The organism is Cupriavidus sp. Agwp_2, assembly GCF_040784895.1.
GTDB lineage: Bacteria > Pseudomonadota > Gammaproteobacteria > Burkholderiales > Burkholderiaceae > Cupriavidus.
Genome location: NZ_CP088084.1, coordinates 2440422 through 2456572, shown reverse-complemented (window position 1 = coordinate 2456572; position 16151 = coordinate 2440422). Strand labels below are relative to the sequence as shown.

The window sequence follows — 16151 nt, the reverse complement described above, 5'->3', positions numbered from 1 at the left end:
GTCGGCCTGCCGCGCTGCCTTTGCCATGTTTTCCGCCTCGCGACCATGAAGCTCTTCCTGCTGTTCCGCCTTGGCGCCGACCATTACGCGCTCGATGCGGCGGAGGTCGCCGAGGTGCTGCCGCTGACGCGCCTGAAGCAGATTCCCGGCGCGCCCCCCTGGGTGGCCGGCATGATGGAGCGCCGCAGCCAGCCGGTGCCGGTGATCGACCTGCCCGCGCTGGCCACCGGCGTGCCGGCGGCGCTGCGCACCAGCACGCGCACGGTGCTGGTTTACTACCGCCATCGCGGCACCGCGGCGCCCCGGCTGCTGGGCCTGCGGCTGGAGTCCGCCACGCAGATGCTGCGCTGCCCGGCCGAATCCTTCGTCGACGGCGGCATTGCGGGCGCCAGCCCGCGCTACCTGGGGCCGGTGCGCCATGACGCGCGCGGCCTGGTGCAGTGGGTGCGCATCGACGCCCTGCTGCCAGACGAAATCCATGCGATGCTGTTCGCCGACACGTCCGGAGACACAGCATGAGCACTGCCACGCACATCGAGGCCCTGCTCAAGGCCCGCATCGGCCTGGACGCCGATGCCATTGGCAGCGGCGCGGTGGAACGCGCGGTGCGCGAGCGCAGCCAGGCGGTGCAGGCGGCCGACACGCAGGCGTACTGGAACTTGCTGCACGGCACCGCGGGCGAGTTCCAGGCGCTGATCGAGGCCGTGGTAGTGCCCGAGACCTGGTTCTTCCGGCACCGCGAAGCGCTGCTGGAGCTTGGCCGCTTCGCTGCCGAGCGCGTATTTGCGAACGGCACGCGCACGCTGCGCGTGCTCAGCCTGCCCTGCTCCACTGGTGAAGAGCCCTACTCGATTGCCATGGCCCTGCTCGATGCCGGCGTGCCCGCGGCGCGCTTCCGCGTCGACGCCGTCGACATCAGCGCGCGTGCGCTGGCGCGCGCGCGCCAGGGCGAGTACGGCGCCAACGCCTTCCGCAGCGGACCGCTCGACTTCCGCGACCGCTATTTCACGGCCAGCCCCGCCGGCTACGCGCTGGACCCGCGTGTGCGTGCGCAGGTGCGGCTGCTGCAGGGCAACCTGTTCGATGCCAACCTGCTCGCCGGCGAGCCACCCTATGACTTCGTGTTCTGCCGCAACCTGCTGATCTATTTCGATGCGCCCGACCAGCGGCGCGCGGTGCAGATGCTGGCGCGGCTTACCATGGCCGACGGCCTGCTCTTCGTCGGTCCGGCCGAGGCCAGTTTGTTGAGCGCGCAGGGGCTGGTGCCAGTGGGCGTGCCGCTGACCTTTGCCTTCCGCAAGCCGGCGCCGCCCGTCCCCTTGCGCGCGGCGCCGGCCGCTACCGCCCATCCGCCGCAGGTGGCGAGGATGGCCGCGCCGCCGCGCCTGCCGCGCGCGCCGGTGCCAGCCCGGCCGGTACCCGCGCGTCCGGCCACGGTGGCTGCCTGGCCCGCCATACCCGCCCCGCCTGCCAATGCACACGCCGCCGAACTGGCCCGCATCGCCGGCATGGCCGACCGCGGCGAGCTGGAGGCCGCCACCGCCGCCTGCCAGGCGCTGCTCGAGCGCATCGGCACGACTGCCGGCGCCGTTGGTGCCTGGTGCATGCTGGGCGTGCTGCACGACGCCGCCGGCCGCACCGCGCAGGCGCACGCCACCTACCGCAAGGCGCTGTACCTGGACCCGTCGCACCAGGAAAGCCTGTATCACCTGGCCGCGCTGCTCGACACCGAAGGCGACCACGACGGCGCCATGCGCCTGCGCCACCGCGCGCAACGCCATACCCGCAAGCATCATGGCTGAACCGCAAGGCACTTTCTCGGGCACATTCGCGGGGTCCTCAGGCAACTTCGCGGACACCTCCGCGGCCACCGTCGTGGTGGACGATTGCTGGCGCCGCATCGGCGTGCGCGGCGACGGCTCCTGCCCGGCGCTGGCCGAGCATGCGCACTGCCGCAACTGCCCCACCTACGCGCAAGCCGCTGCCATGCTGCTGGATGCGCAGCAACTGGACCAGCTCGCCGATTCACTGCCCGACGCGGCAATGCTCGCCGCGGAAGCAGACGGCCCGTACACCGGGGATGGCACGGCGCTGTCGTGCCTGGTCTTCCGCATCGGTGACGAATGGCTGGCGCTGCCGACCGCGGCGCTGGGCGAAGTCACCGCGCCGTGCCCGGTGCATTCGCTGCCGCACCGCCGCGATGCCGCCGTGCTTGGCCTGGCAGCCGTGCGCGGCAACCTGCTGGTGTGCCTGTCGCTGGCACGGCTGTTTGGCTCCGGCGCCGGCACCCGCAGTGCCAGGCCCGCTACCGTCGATGCCGGCGAGGCCGCGGGCAGCCGCTTCCTGATCCTCGGGCAGGGCCGCGCCGCGCTTGCGCTGCCGGTGGCCGAAGTATCCGGCGTAGTGCGCGTGGCCAGGCCCGCGCTGCAGCCGCTGCCGGCCACGCTGGGCCGGGCGTCGGCGCACTACTCGCAGGCGCTGTTCCTGGACCAGGGCCGCAGCGTCGGCCTGCTCGACGCGACCCTGCTGCGCCAGGCCCTGGCACGGAGCCTGGCATGAACCCGGAACAATTGCGCGACGCCTCCCTGCTCGAGCTGTTCGCGCTCGAGGCTGAATCGCAGGCCGAGATCCTCAACGCCGGGCTGCTGGCGCTGGAACGCAACCCGGCCGCCGCCGAGCACCTGGAAGCGTGCATGCGCGCGGCGCATTCGCTCAAGGGCGCAGCGCGCATCGTCGGGCTCGATGCCGGCGTGCGCATCGCACACGCGATGGAAGACTGCCTGGTGGCCGCGCAAGGCGGCATGCCGCTGGCCGCCGCGCACATCGACGCGCTGCTGCAGGGTACCGACCTGCTGCTGCGCATCGGCCATCCGCCCGGCGGCGATCCAGGCTGGGCCGACGCTGCCGGCCGCGCCGGGATCGATGCGGTGGTGCAGCGGCTGGGCACGCTGGACGGCGGCCTGGCCTTGCCGCCTGCCACCGCTCCGATGGCCGCGCCCTCGACCGTGCAGGCAGGCGACGCGCCCGCCGTGCCACCTGCGCCATCCGCACCCGTCCCGCGGCCGCAGGCAGTGGAGACCCTGCCGCAGCCGACCGCCGCCGGCGAGGCGCAGGAACGCATGCTGCGCGTCAGTGCCGATGCCCTGGACCAGCTGCTGGCGCTGTCCGGCGAGGCCATGGTCGAATCGCACTGGCTGCGGCCTTTCAGCCAGGCGCTGCAGAAGGCCAGGCGCCAGCAGGCGCGCGCCCTTCGCGTCGCCGACGCGCTGCAGGACGCGCTGCAGGACACGCTCGGGGACAACGCCGGCGCGCGCGCGGCGCTGGCCGAGTTGCGCCAGCTGCTCGACGACGGGCATGGCGAGCTGTCGCGGCGGGCCGATGAATTCGACCAGTACGACCACCGTGCCACGCGCCTTGCGCGCCGGCTCTACGACAGCGCACTGGGTTCGCGCATGCGCCCGCTGGCGGATGGCCTGACCGGCTACGCGCGCATGGTCCGCGACCTGGGGCGCACGCTGGGCAAGTCCGTGCACCTGGAACTGGTCGGCGCCGGCACCCAGGTCGACCGTGACATCCTGGAAGCGCTCGACGCCCCGCTCGCCCACTTGCTGCGCAACGCCGTGGACCACGGCATCGAGCCGCCCGCGGTGCGCCAGGCACAGGGCAAGCCCGCCGAAGGCCGCGTCACGCTGCAGGCGCGCCACAACGCCGGCCGGCTGGTGATCGAGATCTTCGACGACGGCGCCGGCGTGGACCTGGACGCGCTGCGGCGCGCGATCGTGCGCCGCGGCCTGGCCTCGGAAGACACCGCGGCGCGGTTGTCGCAAGCGGAGTTGCTCGATTTCCTGCTGCTGCCCGGCTTCAGCATGCGCGACACCGTGTCGGAAGTCTCCGGCCGCGGCGTGGGGCTGGACGCGGTGCAGGAGATGGTGCGACGCGTGCGCGGCAGCCTGCGCCTGACGCAGCAGCCCGGACAGGGCCTGCATTTCCAGCTCGAGCTGCCGCTGACGCTGTCGGTGGTGCGCACGCTGCTGGTCGAGGTCGCGGGCGAGGCCTATGCCTTCCCGCTCGGGCGCGTGCTGCGCGCCACCGCGGTCGGGCGCGCGCAGATCGAGCAGACCGAAGGCCACCAGCATTTCCGCCATGAGGGCCGCGCCGTCGGCCTGGTCAGCGCGGCGCAGGTGCTGCAGCGGCCGGAGAGCGCCGCGCCCGAGCACGACGACGTGCAGGTGATCGTCGTCGGCGAGGGCGAACGCACCTACGGCATCGCGGTCGACCGCATGCTGGGCGAGCGGCTGCTGGTGGTGCAGCCACTGCCCGCCGCGCTGGGCAAGGTGAAAGACATTGCCGCCGGCAGCCTGACCGACGACGGCACGCCAGTGCTGATCTTCGATGTGGAGGACCTGCTGCGCTCGGTCGAGAAGCTGGTCTCCGAAGGCCGCATCGAAGGCGTGCGCCAGGCCGCCGAAGCCAGCGTGCAGTCGCGCGCGCGGCGCGTGCTGGTGGTGGACGACTCGCTCACCGTGCGCGAGCTGCAGCGCAAGCTGCTGGCCGGGCGCGGCTACGATGTCGCGGTGGCGGTCGACGGCATGGACGGCTGGAACGTGCTGCGCGCCGAGCCCTTCGACCTGGTCATTACCGACATCGACATGCCGCGCATGGACGGCATCGAGCTGGTGAGCAGGATCCGCCATGATGCCGCGCTGCGCCAGCTGCCGGTGATGGTGGTGTCGTACAAGGACCGCGAACAGGACCGCCAGCGCGGCCTGGAAGCAGGCGCGGACTACTATCTGGCCAAGGGCAGTTTCCACGACGCCGCGCTGCTCGACGCGGTGCAGGACCTGATCGGCGAGGCACGCTCATGAAAATCGGCATCGTCAACGATTCCCCGCTCGCGGTCGCCGCGCTGCGCCGCGCCATCGCGCTGGACCCCGCCTTCGAGGTCGCCTGGGTCGCCGGCGACGGCGAACAGGCCGTGCAGATGGCGGCGGCCCGCACGCCCGACCTGATCCTGATGGACCTGCTGATGCCAGTGATGGACGGCGTCGAGGCCACGCGCCGCATCATGGCGGCCACGCCTTGCGCGATCGTGGTCGTCACCATGGATCTCGGCCGCAATGCCGCGCAGGTGTTCGACGCGATGGGACACGGGGCCATCGACGCGGTCGATACGCCCACGCTGGCGGAAGCCGATGCGCAGCTTGCGGCCGGCCCGCTGCTGCGCAAGATGCGCAATATCGGCCGGCTGCTGGCGGGCCGCGTGGCCCCGCAGCACACACTGCAAGCCGCCCCGCGCGCGCTGACCGCGCCGCGGCTGGTAGCGATCGGCGCTTCCGCCGGCGGCCCCGCCGCGCTGGCGACGTTGCTGGGCGCGCTGCCGGCCGACTTCGGCGCGGCGGTGGTGGCCGTGCAGCACGTCGACGAGGCCTTTGCCGCCGGCATGGCCGACTGGCTCGATGGCCAGTGCGCGCTGCCGGTGCGCATCGCCCGCGCCGGCGACACGCCGCAGGCCGGCACGGTGTTGCTGGCCGGCACCAACGACCACCTGCGCCTGGCCAGCCCGACGCGCATGGTCTACACCGAGCAGCCGTGCGACTACTTGTACCGGCCCTCCATCGATGTTTTTTTTGAAAGCGTGGTCGAACACTGGCGCGGCGACGTGGTCGGCGTGCTGTTGACCGGCATGGGCCGCGACGGCGCGCTCGGCCTGAAAGCGATGCGCGACCGGGGCTTCCTGACGATCGCACAGGATCGCGCCACCAGCGCGGTGTACGGCATGCCGAAAGCGGCGGCGACAATCGGCGCGGCCGCCGAGATCCTGCCGCTGAACCGCATCGCGCCGCGGCTGGTGCAGGCATGCGGGCGCAGCGGCCTGCCGGCCCCCATGCCGTCTCCCTTGCCCTGAGCGCCCCTGAACACGCTGAGCGCCACCAGACCGTTCGACGACATCCCGCCCGGCAGCGGGACCGAATACCCAGGATTACAGCATGCAACCCCAATACCCTGCCTCTTCACCCAATGCGGCCGCCACGGCTGCCACGCCTGGCACCACACAGGACTACCAGGTCATGGTGCTGCTGGTGGACGACCAGGCCATGGTCGGCGAAGCGGTGCGCCGTGCGCTGTCCACCGAGCCCGACATCGATTTTCACTATTGCTCGCAGCCCGACGAGGCCGTCGCCGTGGCGCAGCGCACCCGCCCCACGGTGATCCTGCAGGACCTGGTCATGCCGGGCGTGGACGGACTGACGCTGGTCCGCCACTATCGCGAGAACGCCGCCACGCGCGATATCCCGATCATCGTGCTGTCGACCAAGGAAGAGGCCTCGATGAAAAGCGCGGCCTTCGCCGCCGGCGCCAACGACTACCTGGTCAAGCTGCCCGACAGCATCGAGCTGATCGCGCGCATCCGCTACCACTCGCGCTCGTACCTGAACCTGCTGCAACGCGACGAAGCCTACCGTGCGCTGCGGCAAAGCCAGCAGCAGTTGCTCGAAACCAACCTGGAACTGCAGCGGCTGACCAACTCGGACGGCCTCACCGGGCTCTCCAATCGCCGCTACTTCGACGAGTACCTCGGTGCGGAATGGCGTCGCGCGCAGCGCGAGCAAACGCAGCTGGCGCTGGTGATGATCGATGTCGACGCCTTCAAGGCCTACAACGATACCTATGGCCACGTCGCCGGCGACGACGTGCTGCGGCGCGTGGCCGCGGTGATCAAGGACAACTGCGCGCGGCCCTCTGACCTGCCCGCGCGCTTCGGCGGCGAAGAGTTCGCGATGGTGCTGCCGGGCACCTCGCCCGGCGGCGTGCGGCTGCTGGCCGAGAAAGTCCGCCGCGCGGTGCAGGGCCTTGCCATCGCGCACAGCGGCTCGCCCACCAGCGATTGCGTGACCGTCAGCATCGGCGGCGCGCTGCTGGTACCGCAGGCCGGCGAGCCGTCGAGCCGGCTGGTGGAAGTCGCCGATGCGGGTCTTTACCAGGCCAAGCGCAACGGGCGCAACCAGGTCATGATGTCGCTGCCGCACGGATGAGTCCGATCGCGCCAAAACCATTGCCTTAATGACGGCGTCAATCTGGCGCCTCGCCCCTTGCAACAACCGGTTACACAGTAGTTGCCGCGGGCCCGCACAAGCCTGCGCGTCGGGCCGCCAGCCGCCACCCTATGCCCGCTCACGCTTTGCCGCATTTCGGACGGATTTTGGGCACTGTGGCTTGTGGGATTCCTCCGACAGGGAATTCGGAACCGCGCGCCTGTCTCGCACCACCCTTCATACCTATCGTTGCATCACGGCACGCGCGTTCTTCAACGCGTCTGCAACCCACGCAGAAAGCCAACTGGCCACGCTATCGGCGCTCCCGTCCCGCGGCATGGGCCAGATCGTCTCTGAATCCAACGGTAAGAGGTGACCCATGTTCCGATCCAAGACCAGCCTTATCCTCGGCCTCGCGCTGGCCGCAACGGCAATCCTGTCCGCCTGCGGCGGCGGCGGCGATGACGGTATCGACGATCGCGTCGGCCTGAGCAAGCCGACCATCCGCGCGATCCATGCGGTCACCGGCGGTCCCAACGTCGACATCCGGCAGAACGGCGCGCTGACCAGCTTCACCAACAAGCCGTACAAGTTCGTCTCGACTTACTTCAACGTTGAAACCGGCAACCAGCTGATCTCGTTCAACACGGCTGGCACGCAGACCGAACTCGGCCGCGCAGTCGTGACGGCAGCGACCGGCCACAAGTACACGGTGGTTGCCCTGCCTGGCGCCACGGGGGCCGAAGTGCTGCAGATCGATGATCCGTTCGAGAAGGGCCTGCTGTCCAACAAGGCGCGCGTGCGCACGCTGAACGCTTCGTTCAATGCCCAGGCAGTTGACTTCTACCTGACCATGCCGGCGATCGATATCAACTCGGTGGGTCCGAACTTTAGCAACGTGGGGTACAAGCAGGCAGCGCCCGCTTCAGGCGTTGACTCGGTCGACATGGACGGCGGCACCTATCGCCTGCGCATCACGGCGGCAGGGACCAAGACCGTGATCTTTGATTCCGGCGCGCTGACGCTGGACAACAACGCCGACTGGCTGATCACCACCATTCCGGTCGACGGCATCGGCGCAACCGTGCCGAACAAGATCAAGGTGCTGGTGGCGCGTGGCAACGACGAATCGCAGGCCGGCCTGGAGCTGGTCACGCAATAACGCAACAAGCAAGCATCCCCTTGCCTGTGCCATGCGCGCAGGCAAGCGCTGCAGGCCGGTCCACAGGACCGGCCTGCTTTCATTCCATGCACTCGGTCCGGCCGCGACTGACGACATTCGGGTGCCGAGCCTGTACGCTATGGGGGGAACGTGCGTGGCGACGCTGCCCGTTGCGGCAATTCGCGCGCTGCTTCCTGCACACATCCTTCGGGGAGATTGAGACATGGCCATCCAGCTCAACCACACCATCGTGTTTTCCCATGACAAGAAGGTATCCGCCGACTTCCTTTGCGAGATCCTCGGACGCCCCGAGGCGGTGCCGTTCGGGCCATTTCTCGGAGTCCGGCTCGACAACGGCGTCACCCTGGACTTCATGGACGCCGAAGGCGATGTTGCCCTGCAACACTATGCCTTCCTGCTCAGCGATGCCGAGTTCGACCAGAGTTTTGCCCGCATCCGCGCGCGCAACCTGATGTACTGGGCCGACCCGTACCGCCGGCGGCCAGAAGAAGTCAACACCGACGATGGCGGCCGCCGGGTCTATTTCGAAGACCCGAGCAAGCATTTCCTGGAGATCTTTACGAGGGAATGACGAGCAGAAGGGCTTGCCCGTCAGCCCTGCTCGCCCTCCTCCGGTGCCAGCTCGGCCTTCAGCACCGCAAGGTGCGAGATGTACTGCTCCAGCTCGGCGCGCCCGCGCTCCGTAATGCAGTAGACACGGCCGCTGCCTTCCACCAGTTCGGCGGTGATGGCACGCGCCATCATCAGGCTGCGCAGCACCGGGCGCAGCGAGCGGATGTTCTTGTCGATGCCCCGCTCGCGCAGGCGCTCGACCAAGTTCAGGACCGTCGCAGGGCTCGACTGCACGAGCTTCAGGACGTAGATACGTGAGAAAAACCGGTCAAATGTTGGCGGTTTCATGGGCGCTGTCGGCGCACCCGATGGTGCGGGAATCCTGATCATCATGCGCAGCCCATGACTGCTGCCGCAGTCGGGCACTCTCTTGTCGGCGGACCGGCTTCGGCCAGGGGCCGCGGTCCAAAGAAAAACGGGGTGCACAGAGGCACCCCGAAACGCTTGCGTTGTGATGCGCCGTCTCGGGTGAACCGTTCCGACGGCGCAATCCCGGGGGCGCGCGACGCTATTCTTCCTGGAACGCCTCTTCGCGCTTGGCCTTGATCGACGGCAGGGCCACCACCGCCACCAGTGCGGCAGCCGCGATCAGCAGGCCGACCGACAGCGGACGTGTCACGAACACGGTGAAGTCGCCACGGGACAGCAGCAGCGAGCGGCGGAAGTTCTCTTCCATCATCGGCCCGAGCACGAAGCCGAGCAGCAGCGGCGCGGGCTCGCACTTCAACTTCAGGAACAGGTAGCCGATGATGCCGAAGCCGGCAGCCATGAACACGTCGAAGGTCTGGTTGTTGACCGAGTAGACGCCGATGCAGCAGAACGTCAGGATGGCCGGGTACAGGAAGCGATACGGCACGGTCAGCAGCTTCACCCAGATACCGATCATCGGCAGGTTCAGGATGATCAGCATCAGGTTGCCGATCCACATCGAGGCGATCAGGCCCCAGAACAGCGCCGGGTTGCTGGTCATCACCTGCGGGCCGGGCTGGATGTTGTGGATGGTCATCGCACCCACCATCAGCGCCATCACCGCGTTGGGCGGAATGCCCAGCGTCAGCAGCGGGATGAAGGAGGTCTGCGCCGCGGCGTTGTTGGCCGATTCCGGACCCGCCACGCCCTCGATCGCGCCCTTGCCGAACTCGTGCGCAAACTTGGAGGTCTTCTTCTCCAGCGAGTAGGCCGCGAACGATGCCAGTGCCGCCCCGCCGCCCGGCAGGATACCCAGCGCCGAACCCAGCGCCGTGCCGCGCAGCACCGCGGGGATCATGCGCTTGAAGTCTTCCCTGGTCGGGAACAGGTTGGTGACCTTGTTGGTAAAGGTCTCACGGGCTTCCTTCTGCTCCAGGTTGGCGATGATTTCCGCGAAGCCGAACATACCCATGGCCAGTGCCACGAAGTCGATACCGTCGGTCAGTTCCGGCACGTCGAACGAGAAACGCGCCGCGCCCGAATTCACGTCAGTACCGATCAGGCCCAGCAGCAGGCCCAGCACGATCATCGAGATCGCCTTCGGCAGCGAGCCGGAGGCCAGCACCACGGCACCGATCAGGCCCAGCACCATCAGCGAGAAGTACTCGGCCGGGCCGAACTTGAACGCGATCTCCGACAGCGGCGTGGCAAATGCGGCCAGGATCAGCGTGGCCACGCACCCGGCGAAGAACGAGCCCAGGCCGGCGGTGGCCAGCGCCACCCCCGCTCGCCCTCGCCTTGCCATCTGGTAGCCGTCGATGGTCGTCACCACCGACGACGATTCACCCGGCAGGTTCACCAGGATGGCGGTGGTCGAACCGCCGTACTGGGCGCCGTAGTAGATGCCGGCCAGCATGATCAGCGCGGCCACCGGCGGCAGCGTATAGGTGATCGGCAGCAGCATGGCGATGGTAGCCAGCGGCCCCAGGCCCGGCAGCACGCCGATCAGCGTACCCAGCACGCAGCCCAGGAAGGCATAGGCCAGGTTCTGCAGCGACAGGGCTGTGGAAAAGCCCAGCGCAAGATGGTCAAACAATTCCATGGTGTGCGACTCCTTAGCCGGTAATGAAGGCCGGCCACACCGGCATCTGCAGGTTGATGCCGTAGACGAAGGCGCCCAGGCTGATCAGCACCAGCACCACACCGTTGAGCAGCGCGCCCTTCCAGCTGAATTCATGGCTCGCCATCGACGACACCAGGACCAGCACGAACACGGACAGCACCATGCCGAGCGGCTTGAGCAGCAACCCGAACAGCACGACCGAACCCAGGATCCACAGAAGGGTCTTCAGGTCCCAGCGGGCGAGATGGTCTTCCTCACCCTTGGACGAGAGCGAGCCCAGCAGCACCACCGCGCCCAGCACGGCGAGCACCAGGCCCAACAGGAAGGGGAAATATCCGGGCCCCATCTTCGCCGCCGTTCCCATGGAATAGCCGCGTGCGACCCAGGAAAAGCCCAGACCGACCAGGATAAACATCAGGCCGGAGGCAAAGTCCTTTTGGCTGCGTATGCGCAAAACGATTCTCCTCGAAGTTCATGAAAAGCAAGGCCGGGACGTGCGCCGGCTCTGGCGCAACGCGGCATGCGAAAGGCATGGTTCCCGACGGTTGGATCGAACCTTAAAGAGGTGATCTTTCAGGTGCCTTTCATTTGTCTTGGTTTAGGGGTATTTACCGATACGCCTTGAAACAAGGGGTTTTTTGATAGCTGCGCGTGAGTTAATACATCACTCTGTGATGTATTTGTTCGCATTGCTTCTGCTGTGGAAGGGCTCGTCGGCGCAGGCAGAACTGAGGGGATTTTGGCCTGGCGAATAAGACGGCGCGCGCGCTTGCGTCAGGGCAAGGCGCGGCCGTTAAGACGCGCTTGCATGTACAGGCGCGTGTGCTGGGAGGGAGTACCAGCGGTGGCAGGATGACAGGTTGATCTTTCGAATGGCTTTCAGTTTTGGATGCCTGATTGTTCCTGGGGGCTTTGAGCAGATCTCAAGCGCAGCGAGAACAAATCAAACTCACCGAACCTGCTCCACCCCCACATCCTCACAAGGCGTCCCCATACTCGTATCAGGCGCCTGCCCCACCGCCTCCCCAGGATGCCCGCCAGCCGGCAGGATATGACTACGCCGCCAGTCCCCAAACTGGTAATACGCAGCGGCAAGCCCCAACGACACCACCGACCCCAGCGGAAAACTCCACCAGATCGCATCCGCCCCGATGCGCTCACCAAGCAGCCACGCAAAAGGCAACCTGATTACCCACATCGACAAGAACAAAATCACCAGCGGCGCCATCACCGCCCCAGTAGCGCGTACCGTACCAAAAATAACAATAGTGAAGCCAAACAAGATAAACGACCAAAGCACCACCACGTTGATATGCTGCGCGATGCCAATGGCAACGCTGTCGCCACCAAGAAAGATGCCGAGCGAATGCCGATTGAACAGGTAGATCAGGCCAACCAACGCCCCAGTCATGGCCACATTGAACACCAACCCCACACGCGTGATGCGCGAAACCCGCTGCCACAGCCCGGCCCCAACATTCTGCGCGACCATCGACGACACGCTGGCACCAACCGCCAGCGCCGGCATCTGCACATACGTCCACAGTTGCGACGCCACGCCATAAGCCGCCGTCGTCTGCGAGCCATAAGCGTTGACCAGCGCCATCATCACGATCGCCGACGACGAGATCACGACCATCTGCAACCCCATCGGCAACCCCTTCGGCACCAGCGCACGCAGGATCGCCGGGGCCGGGCGCAGTAGCGAAAGCTGGCCACGATGCAGCAGCAGGAAATGCCGGCGGCGATAAAGCAGCACCATCATCGCCGCCAGGCTGACCAGTTGCGCGATCAGCGTCGCCAGCGCCGAGCCTGCGATACCCATGGCAGGCAGCGGCCCGACGCCGAAGATCAGCACTGGGTTGAGCGCCACGTCCAGCACCACCGACAACAGCATGAACCAGAACGGCGTGCGTGAATCGCCCGCGCCGCGCAGCGTCATCATCACGAAGTTGTAGAAGTACATGAACGGCAGCGCCAGGAAGATGATGCGCAGGTAGCTCACCGCCAGCGGCGCGGCGTCTTCCGGCGTACGCATCGCCGCCAGGATGTCGGGCGTATAGACAAAGCCGAGCACCGACGCCAGCACCGACAGCGCGACAAAGAACGTGGTGCTGGTGCCGACCACACGCCGCGCCTCGTCCAGGTCGCGGGCACCCACTGCCTGCCCGATCATGATGGTGTTGGCCATGCTGATGCCGAACACCACGCCAAGCAGGAAGAACAGGATGATATTGGCGTTGGAGGTCGCCGTCAGCGCGGCTTCGCCAAGAAAGCGCCCGACCCAGACCGAATTGATCGAGGCGTTCAGCGATTGCAGGATGTTGCTGCCGAGCACCGGCAACGAGAACAGCAGCAGCGTGCGGCCGATCGGGCCGGTGGTCAGTCTGGCGTCTGGCTTCATCGGAGGCATGGCGCGGAGCTGCGGCGGCCGGCGCCGCGCCCCGGCGCCCAGGGTGCGTTGGATGGCATCGGGAAATCCGGCCAGTCTATCGCTGCGAAGCTGCCGTCACAAGCGTGGGCCGCGCGGCTTTGCCCCGCATTTTTTTACCTGAATGAGTTATTCCGGGCCAATGCTGCCCCACGCATACTCGGTGCGGGGCGGCGCCTGGCAGAGGCGGTGCGCCAAACCGGCACGCCACGGACCGGCCCGCAGAGGCCGCTTGCCGTTTCCACATCACGCATCACGCATTCCCACGAAGTTCCGGCAGCAAGCGCAGCGTATCGTACGCGCGCGCCCTTCAGTCGCGGTTCCTGTCGCGGTTCGTTCGAGGAGGTGGGGTCATGTTTGTCGGTTTCCAGCCTGTTCCCGGCACCGTGGTGCCGTACGCCTATGACTGGCCCATGGTGGCCCTGTCGTTCCTGATCTCGGTTTGCGGTGCCTACGTGGGGCTGCGCTGGTCGCGGCGCATACGGCTGCCAGACGGGCGGCTGGACGTTGACCGGCTGCTGTGCGCCAGCGTGGCACTGGGCGGCGGCGCGGTCTGGTCAATGCATTTCATCGGCATGGTGGCGTACCAGACGCCGACCCACCGCGAGTTCGGGCTGTTCATGACGCTGGCATCGCTGCTCGTCGTCATGGTGCTCGCCGGCACCGGACTGGCCATCGCCTCGCGTCCGCGCGGCAGCCGCTCCGACAACGTGGTGAAGGGCGGCGTGCTGACCGGGCTGGGCGTGGTGGCGATGCACTACACCGGCATGGAGGCAATCCGCTCCAATACCCGCTTTGACTGGGACCTGGGCGTGATCGCGCTGTCGGCGGTGATTGCCGTGGTGGTATCGGTGGTGGCGCTGTGGCTGGCCACCACGGTGACGACGCGCGGCAAGCAGCTGGCCGCGGCGGTGGTGATGGGCGTGGCGGTCTGCGGCATGCACTACACGGGCATGTCCGCCGGCACCATGGTCTGCACCACCCCCACCTATGCGCCGAGCCTGTTCGCCATCGAGGGCGACAGCATCGGCTATGCCGTGTTCGGCCTGACGCTGATCACGCTGCTGGTGATCCTGGTGGTGGAAGCCACCCGCACCGGCGCCGCCACCGCCGCCACCGCCGCCGCCCGGCCGCGCGACCTGGCCTGAGCGCCACGGGCCCGGGCCCGGCCAGGCGCGCATCCGCCCCGACCCGGCGGGACCGCTGCCGCACTTTCCACCTTGCCTGCGCCCGGCCGGGGAGCAGCGCCCACTGCATGATCGCCGCAGTCGGGGTAAGCTTGCGTTTTCGCTGATGGCCGCGGCCGCGGGGTTGCCCGCCGCCGCGGCCTTGCCCTTCGCCCATCGAACGCCACCAAGGAGAACACGCATGTACCAGGATCTCGCCCTCTATATCGACGGTGAATTCATCAAGGGAGGCGACAGGCGCGAGCAGGACGTCATCAATCCGGCCACCGAGGAAGTGCTCGGCAAGCTGCCGCACGCAACCCGCGCCGACCTGGACCGCGCGCTCGCCGCCGCGCAGCGCGCGTTCGAGAGCTGGAAGAAGTCCTCGCCGCTGGAGCGCGGCAAGATCCTGCGCCGCGTAGGCGAGCTGGCCCGCGAGCGCGCCAAGGACATCGGCCGCAATATCACGCTGGACCAGGGCAAGCCGCTGGCCGAAGCCATCGGCGAAATCATGGTCTGCGCCGAGCATGCCGACTGGCACGCCGAGGAATGCCGACGCATCTACGGCCGCGTGATCCCGCCGCGCCAGCCCAATGTGCGCCAGATCGTGGTGCGCGAGCCGATCGGCGTCTGCGCCGCGTTCACGCCGTGGAACTTCCCGTTCAACCAGGCGATCCGCAAGATCGTGGCCGCGGTGGGCGCGGGCTGCACGCTGATCCTGAAGGGGCCGGAGGACTCGCCCAGCGCGGTGGTGGCGCTGGCCCAGCTGTTCCATGACGCCGGCCTGCCCCCGGGCGTGCTGAACATCGTCTGGGGCGTGCCCGGCGAAGTCTCGACCTACCTGATCGAATCGCCGATCGTGCGCAAGATCTCGTTCACCGGCTCGGTGCCGGTAGGCAAGCAGCTGGCCGCGCTGGCCGGCGCGCACATGAAGCGCGTGACCATGGAGCTGGGTGGGCATTCGCCGGTGCTGGTGTTCGACGACGCCGACATCGAGCCCGCCGCCGAAATGCTGGCGCGCTTCAAGCTGCGCAATGCCGGCCAGGTGTGCGTGTCGCCGACGCGCTTCTACGTCCAGGAAAAGGCGTACGACAAGTTCCTGGCGCGCTTTACCGAGGTGATCGGCTCGATCAAGGTCGGCAATGGCCTGGACGACGGCACCCAGATGGGCCCGCTGGCGCATGAGCGCCGCGTGCTGTCGATGGAGCAGTTCCTGGACGACGCCAGCCAGCGCGGCGGCAAGGTGGTGGCCGGCGGCTCGCGCATCAGCGCGCTCGGCAACGACAAGGGCTATTTCTTCGCGCCGACCGTGGTGACCGACCTGCCCGACGATTCGCGCCTGATGACCGACGAGCCGTTCGGTCCCGTGGCACCGGTCACGCGCTTCAAGGACACCGCCGAAGTGCTGCGCCGCGCCAACAGCCTGCCCTTCGGCCTGGCCTCGTATGTGTTCACCAACTCGCTGAAGACCGCGACGGAAGTGTCCAACGGGCTGGAAGCGGGCATGGTCAACATCAACCACTTCGGCATGGCCCTGGCCGAGACACCGTTCGGCGGCATCAAGGATTCGGGCATTGGCAGCGAGGGTGGCCTGGAGACGTTCGATGGCTACCTGGTGACCAAGTTCATCACCCAGGTCTGAAGCCAACAGCCAGTCAGAGGCGGCCTGCCGCCGGCTTCCTCCCGGAGCCGG

The 16151-nt window shown here is 67.8% G+C and carries 14 protein-coding genes; 10 read left to right on the top strand and 4 right to left on the bottom strand.

Annotated elements, in window-relative coordinates; all coding sequences use genetic code 11:
• Positions 1-45 precede the first annotated feature (45 nt).
• The 8 genes from LPA45_RS28870 to LPA45_RS28835 all read left to right on the top strand — a co-directional run bounded on the left by LPA45_RS28870 (position 46) and on the right by LPA45_RS28835 (position 8788).
• The gene (locus LPA45_RS28870; protein ID WP_317922709.1) at positions 46-519 is read left to right on the top strand and encodes a chemotaxis protein CheW; all 474 of its coding nucleotides are present in this window, start codon (positions 46-48) and stop codon (positions 517-519) included.
• A complete protein-coding gene (locus tag LPA45_RS28865; RefSeq protein WP_317922710.1) occupies positions 516-1802 on the top strand; it encodes a CheR family methyltransferase in 1287 nt (428 codons plus the stop codon). The genes LPA45_RS28870 and LPA45_RS28865 overlap by 4 nt, the downstream gene beginning before the upstream one ends.
• Positions 1795-2559 carry a chemotaxis protein CheW gene (locus LPA45_RS28860; RefSeq protein ID WP_317922712.1) on the top strand — a complete coding sequence of 255 codons (765 nt, stop codon included), beginning with the start codon at positions 1795-1797 and terminating at the stop codon, positions 2557-2559. The genes LPA45_RS28865 and LPA45_RS28860 overlap by 8 nt, the downstream gene beginning before the upstream one ends.
• Positions 2556-4865, top strand: coding sequence for a hybrid sensor histidine kinase/response regulator (locus LPA45_RS28855; RefSeq protein WP_317922713.1), 2310 nt, complete (start codon positions 2556-2558; stop codon positions 4863-4865). The genes LPA45_RS28860 and LPA45_RS28855 overlap by 4 nt, the downstream gene beginning before the upstream one ends.
• Positions 4862-5905, top strand: coding sequence for a chemotaxis response regulator protein-glutamate methylesterase (locus LPA45_RS28850; protein WP_116319472.1), 1044 nt, complete (start codon positions 4862-4864; stop codon positions 5903-5905). Before LPA45_RS28855 ends, LPA45_RS28850 begins: the two co-directional genes overlap by 4 nt.
• Before the next feature lie 82 nt (positions 5906-5987).
• The gene (locus tag LPA45_RS28845) at positions 5988-7034 is read left to right on the top strand and encodes a PleD family two-component system response regulator (protein ID WP_367395062.1); all 1047 of its coding nucleotides are present in this window, start codon (positions 5988-5990) and stop codon (positions 7032-7034) included.
• A gap of 379 nt (positions 7035-7413) precedes the next feature.
• Entirely contained in the window at positions 7414-8196 is a 783-nt protein-coding gene (locus tag LPA45_RS28840; protein ID WP_116319471.1) for a DUF4397 domain-containing protein, read from the top strand.
• Positions 8197-8419: 223 nt separating this feature from the next.
• Positions 8420-8788 carry a VOC family protein gene (locus LPA45_RS28835; RefSeq protein ID WP_116319470.1) on the top strand — a complete coding sequence of 123 codons (369 nt, stop codon included), beginning with the start codon at positions 8420-8422 and terminating at the stop codon, positions 8786-8788.
• A gap of 20 nt (positions 8789-8808) precedes the next feature.
• On the opposite strand, the gene LPA45_RS28830 is transcribed toward LPA45_RS28835, so the two are convergent.
• The 4 genes from LPA45_RS28830 to LPA45_RS28815 form a co-directional block, all read right to left on the bottom strand.
• The gene (locus LPA45_RS28830) at positions 8809-9117 is read right to left on the bottom strand and encodes a helix-turn-helix transcriptional regulator (protein WP_116319469.1); all 309 of its coding nucleotides are present in this window, start codon (positions 9115-9117) and stop codon (positions 8809-8811) included.
• A 220-nt stretch (positions 9118-9337) separates the two neighbouring features.
• A complete protein-coding gene (locus LPA45_RS28825) occupies positions 9338-10840 on the bottom strand; it encodes a tripartite tricarboxylate transporter permease (protein ID WP_063237226.1) in 1503 nt (500 codons plus the stop codon).
• Positions 10841-10853: 13 nt separating this feature from the next.
• Positions 10854-11315 carry a tripartite tricarboxylate transporter TctB family protein gene (locus LPA45_RS28820; RefSeq protein ID WP_116319468.1) on the bottom strand — a complete coding sequence of 154 codons (462 nt, stop codon included), beginning with the start codon at positions 11313-11315 and terminating at the stop codon, positions 10854-10856.
• Between the two features lie 495 nt (positions 11316-11810).
• Positions 11811-13265, bottom strand: a complete 1455-nt coding sequence (locus LPA45_RS28815) for an MATE family efflux transporter (RefSeq protein WP_317922742.1) — start codon at positions 13263-13265, stop codon at positions 11811-11813.
• Positions 13266-13645: 380 nt separating this feature from the next.
• Between LPA45_RS28815 and LPA45_RS28810 the strand changes: the two genes are divergently transcribed.
• Positions 13646-14440, top strand: a complete 795-nt coding sequence (locus LPA45_RS28810) for an MHYT domain-containing protein (protein ID WP_116319466.1) — start codon at positions 13646-13648, stop codon at positions 14438-14440.
• A gap of 220 nt (positions 14441-14660) precedes the next feature.
• Positions 14661-16100 carry an NAD-dependent succinate-semialdehyde dehydrogenase gene (locus LPA45_RS28805; protein WP_029047530.1) on the top strand — a complete coding sequence of 480 codons (1440 nt, stop codon included), beginning with the start codon at positions 14661-14663 and terminating at the stop codon, positions 16098-16100.
• Positions 16101-16151: the final 51 nt, after the last annotated feature.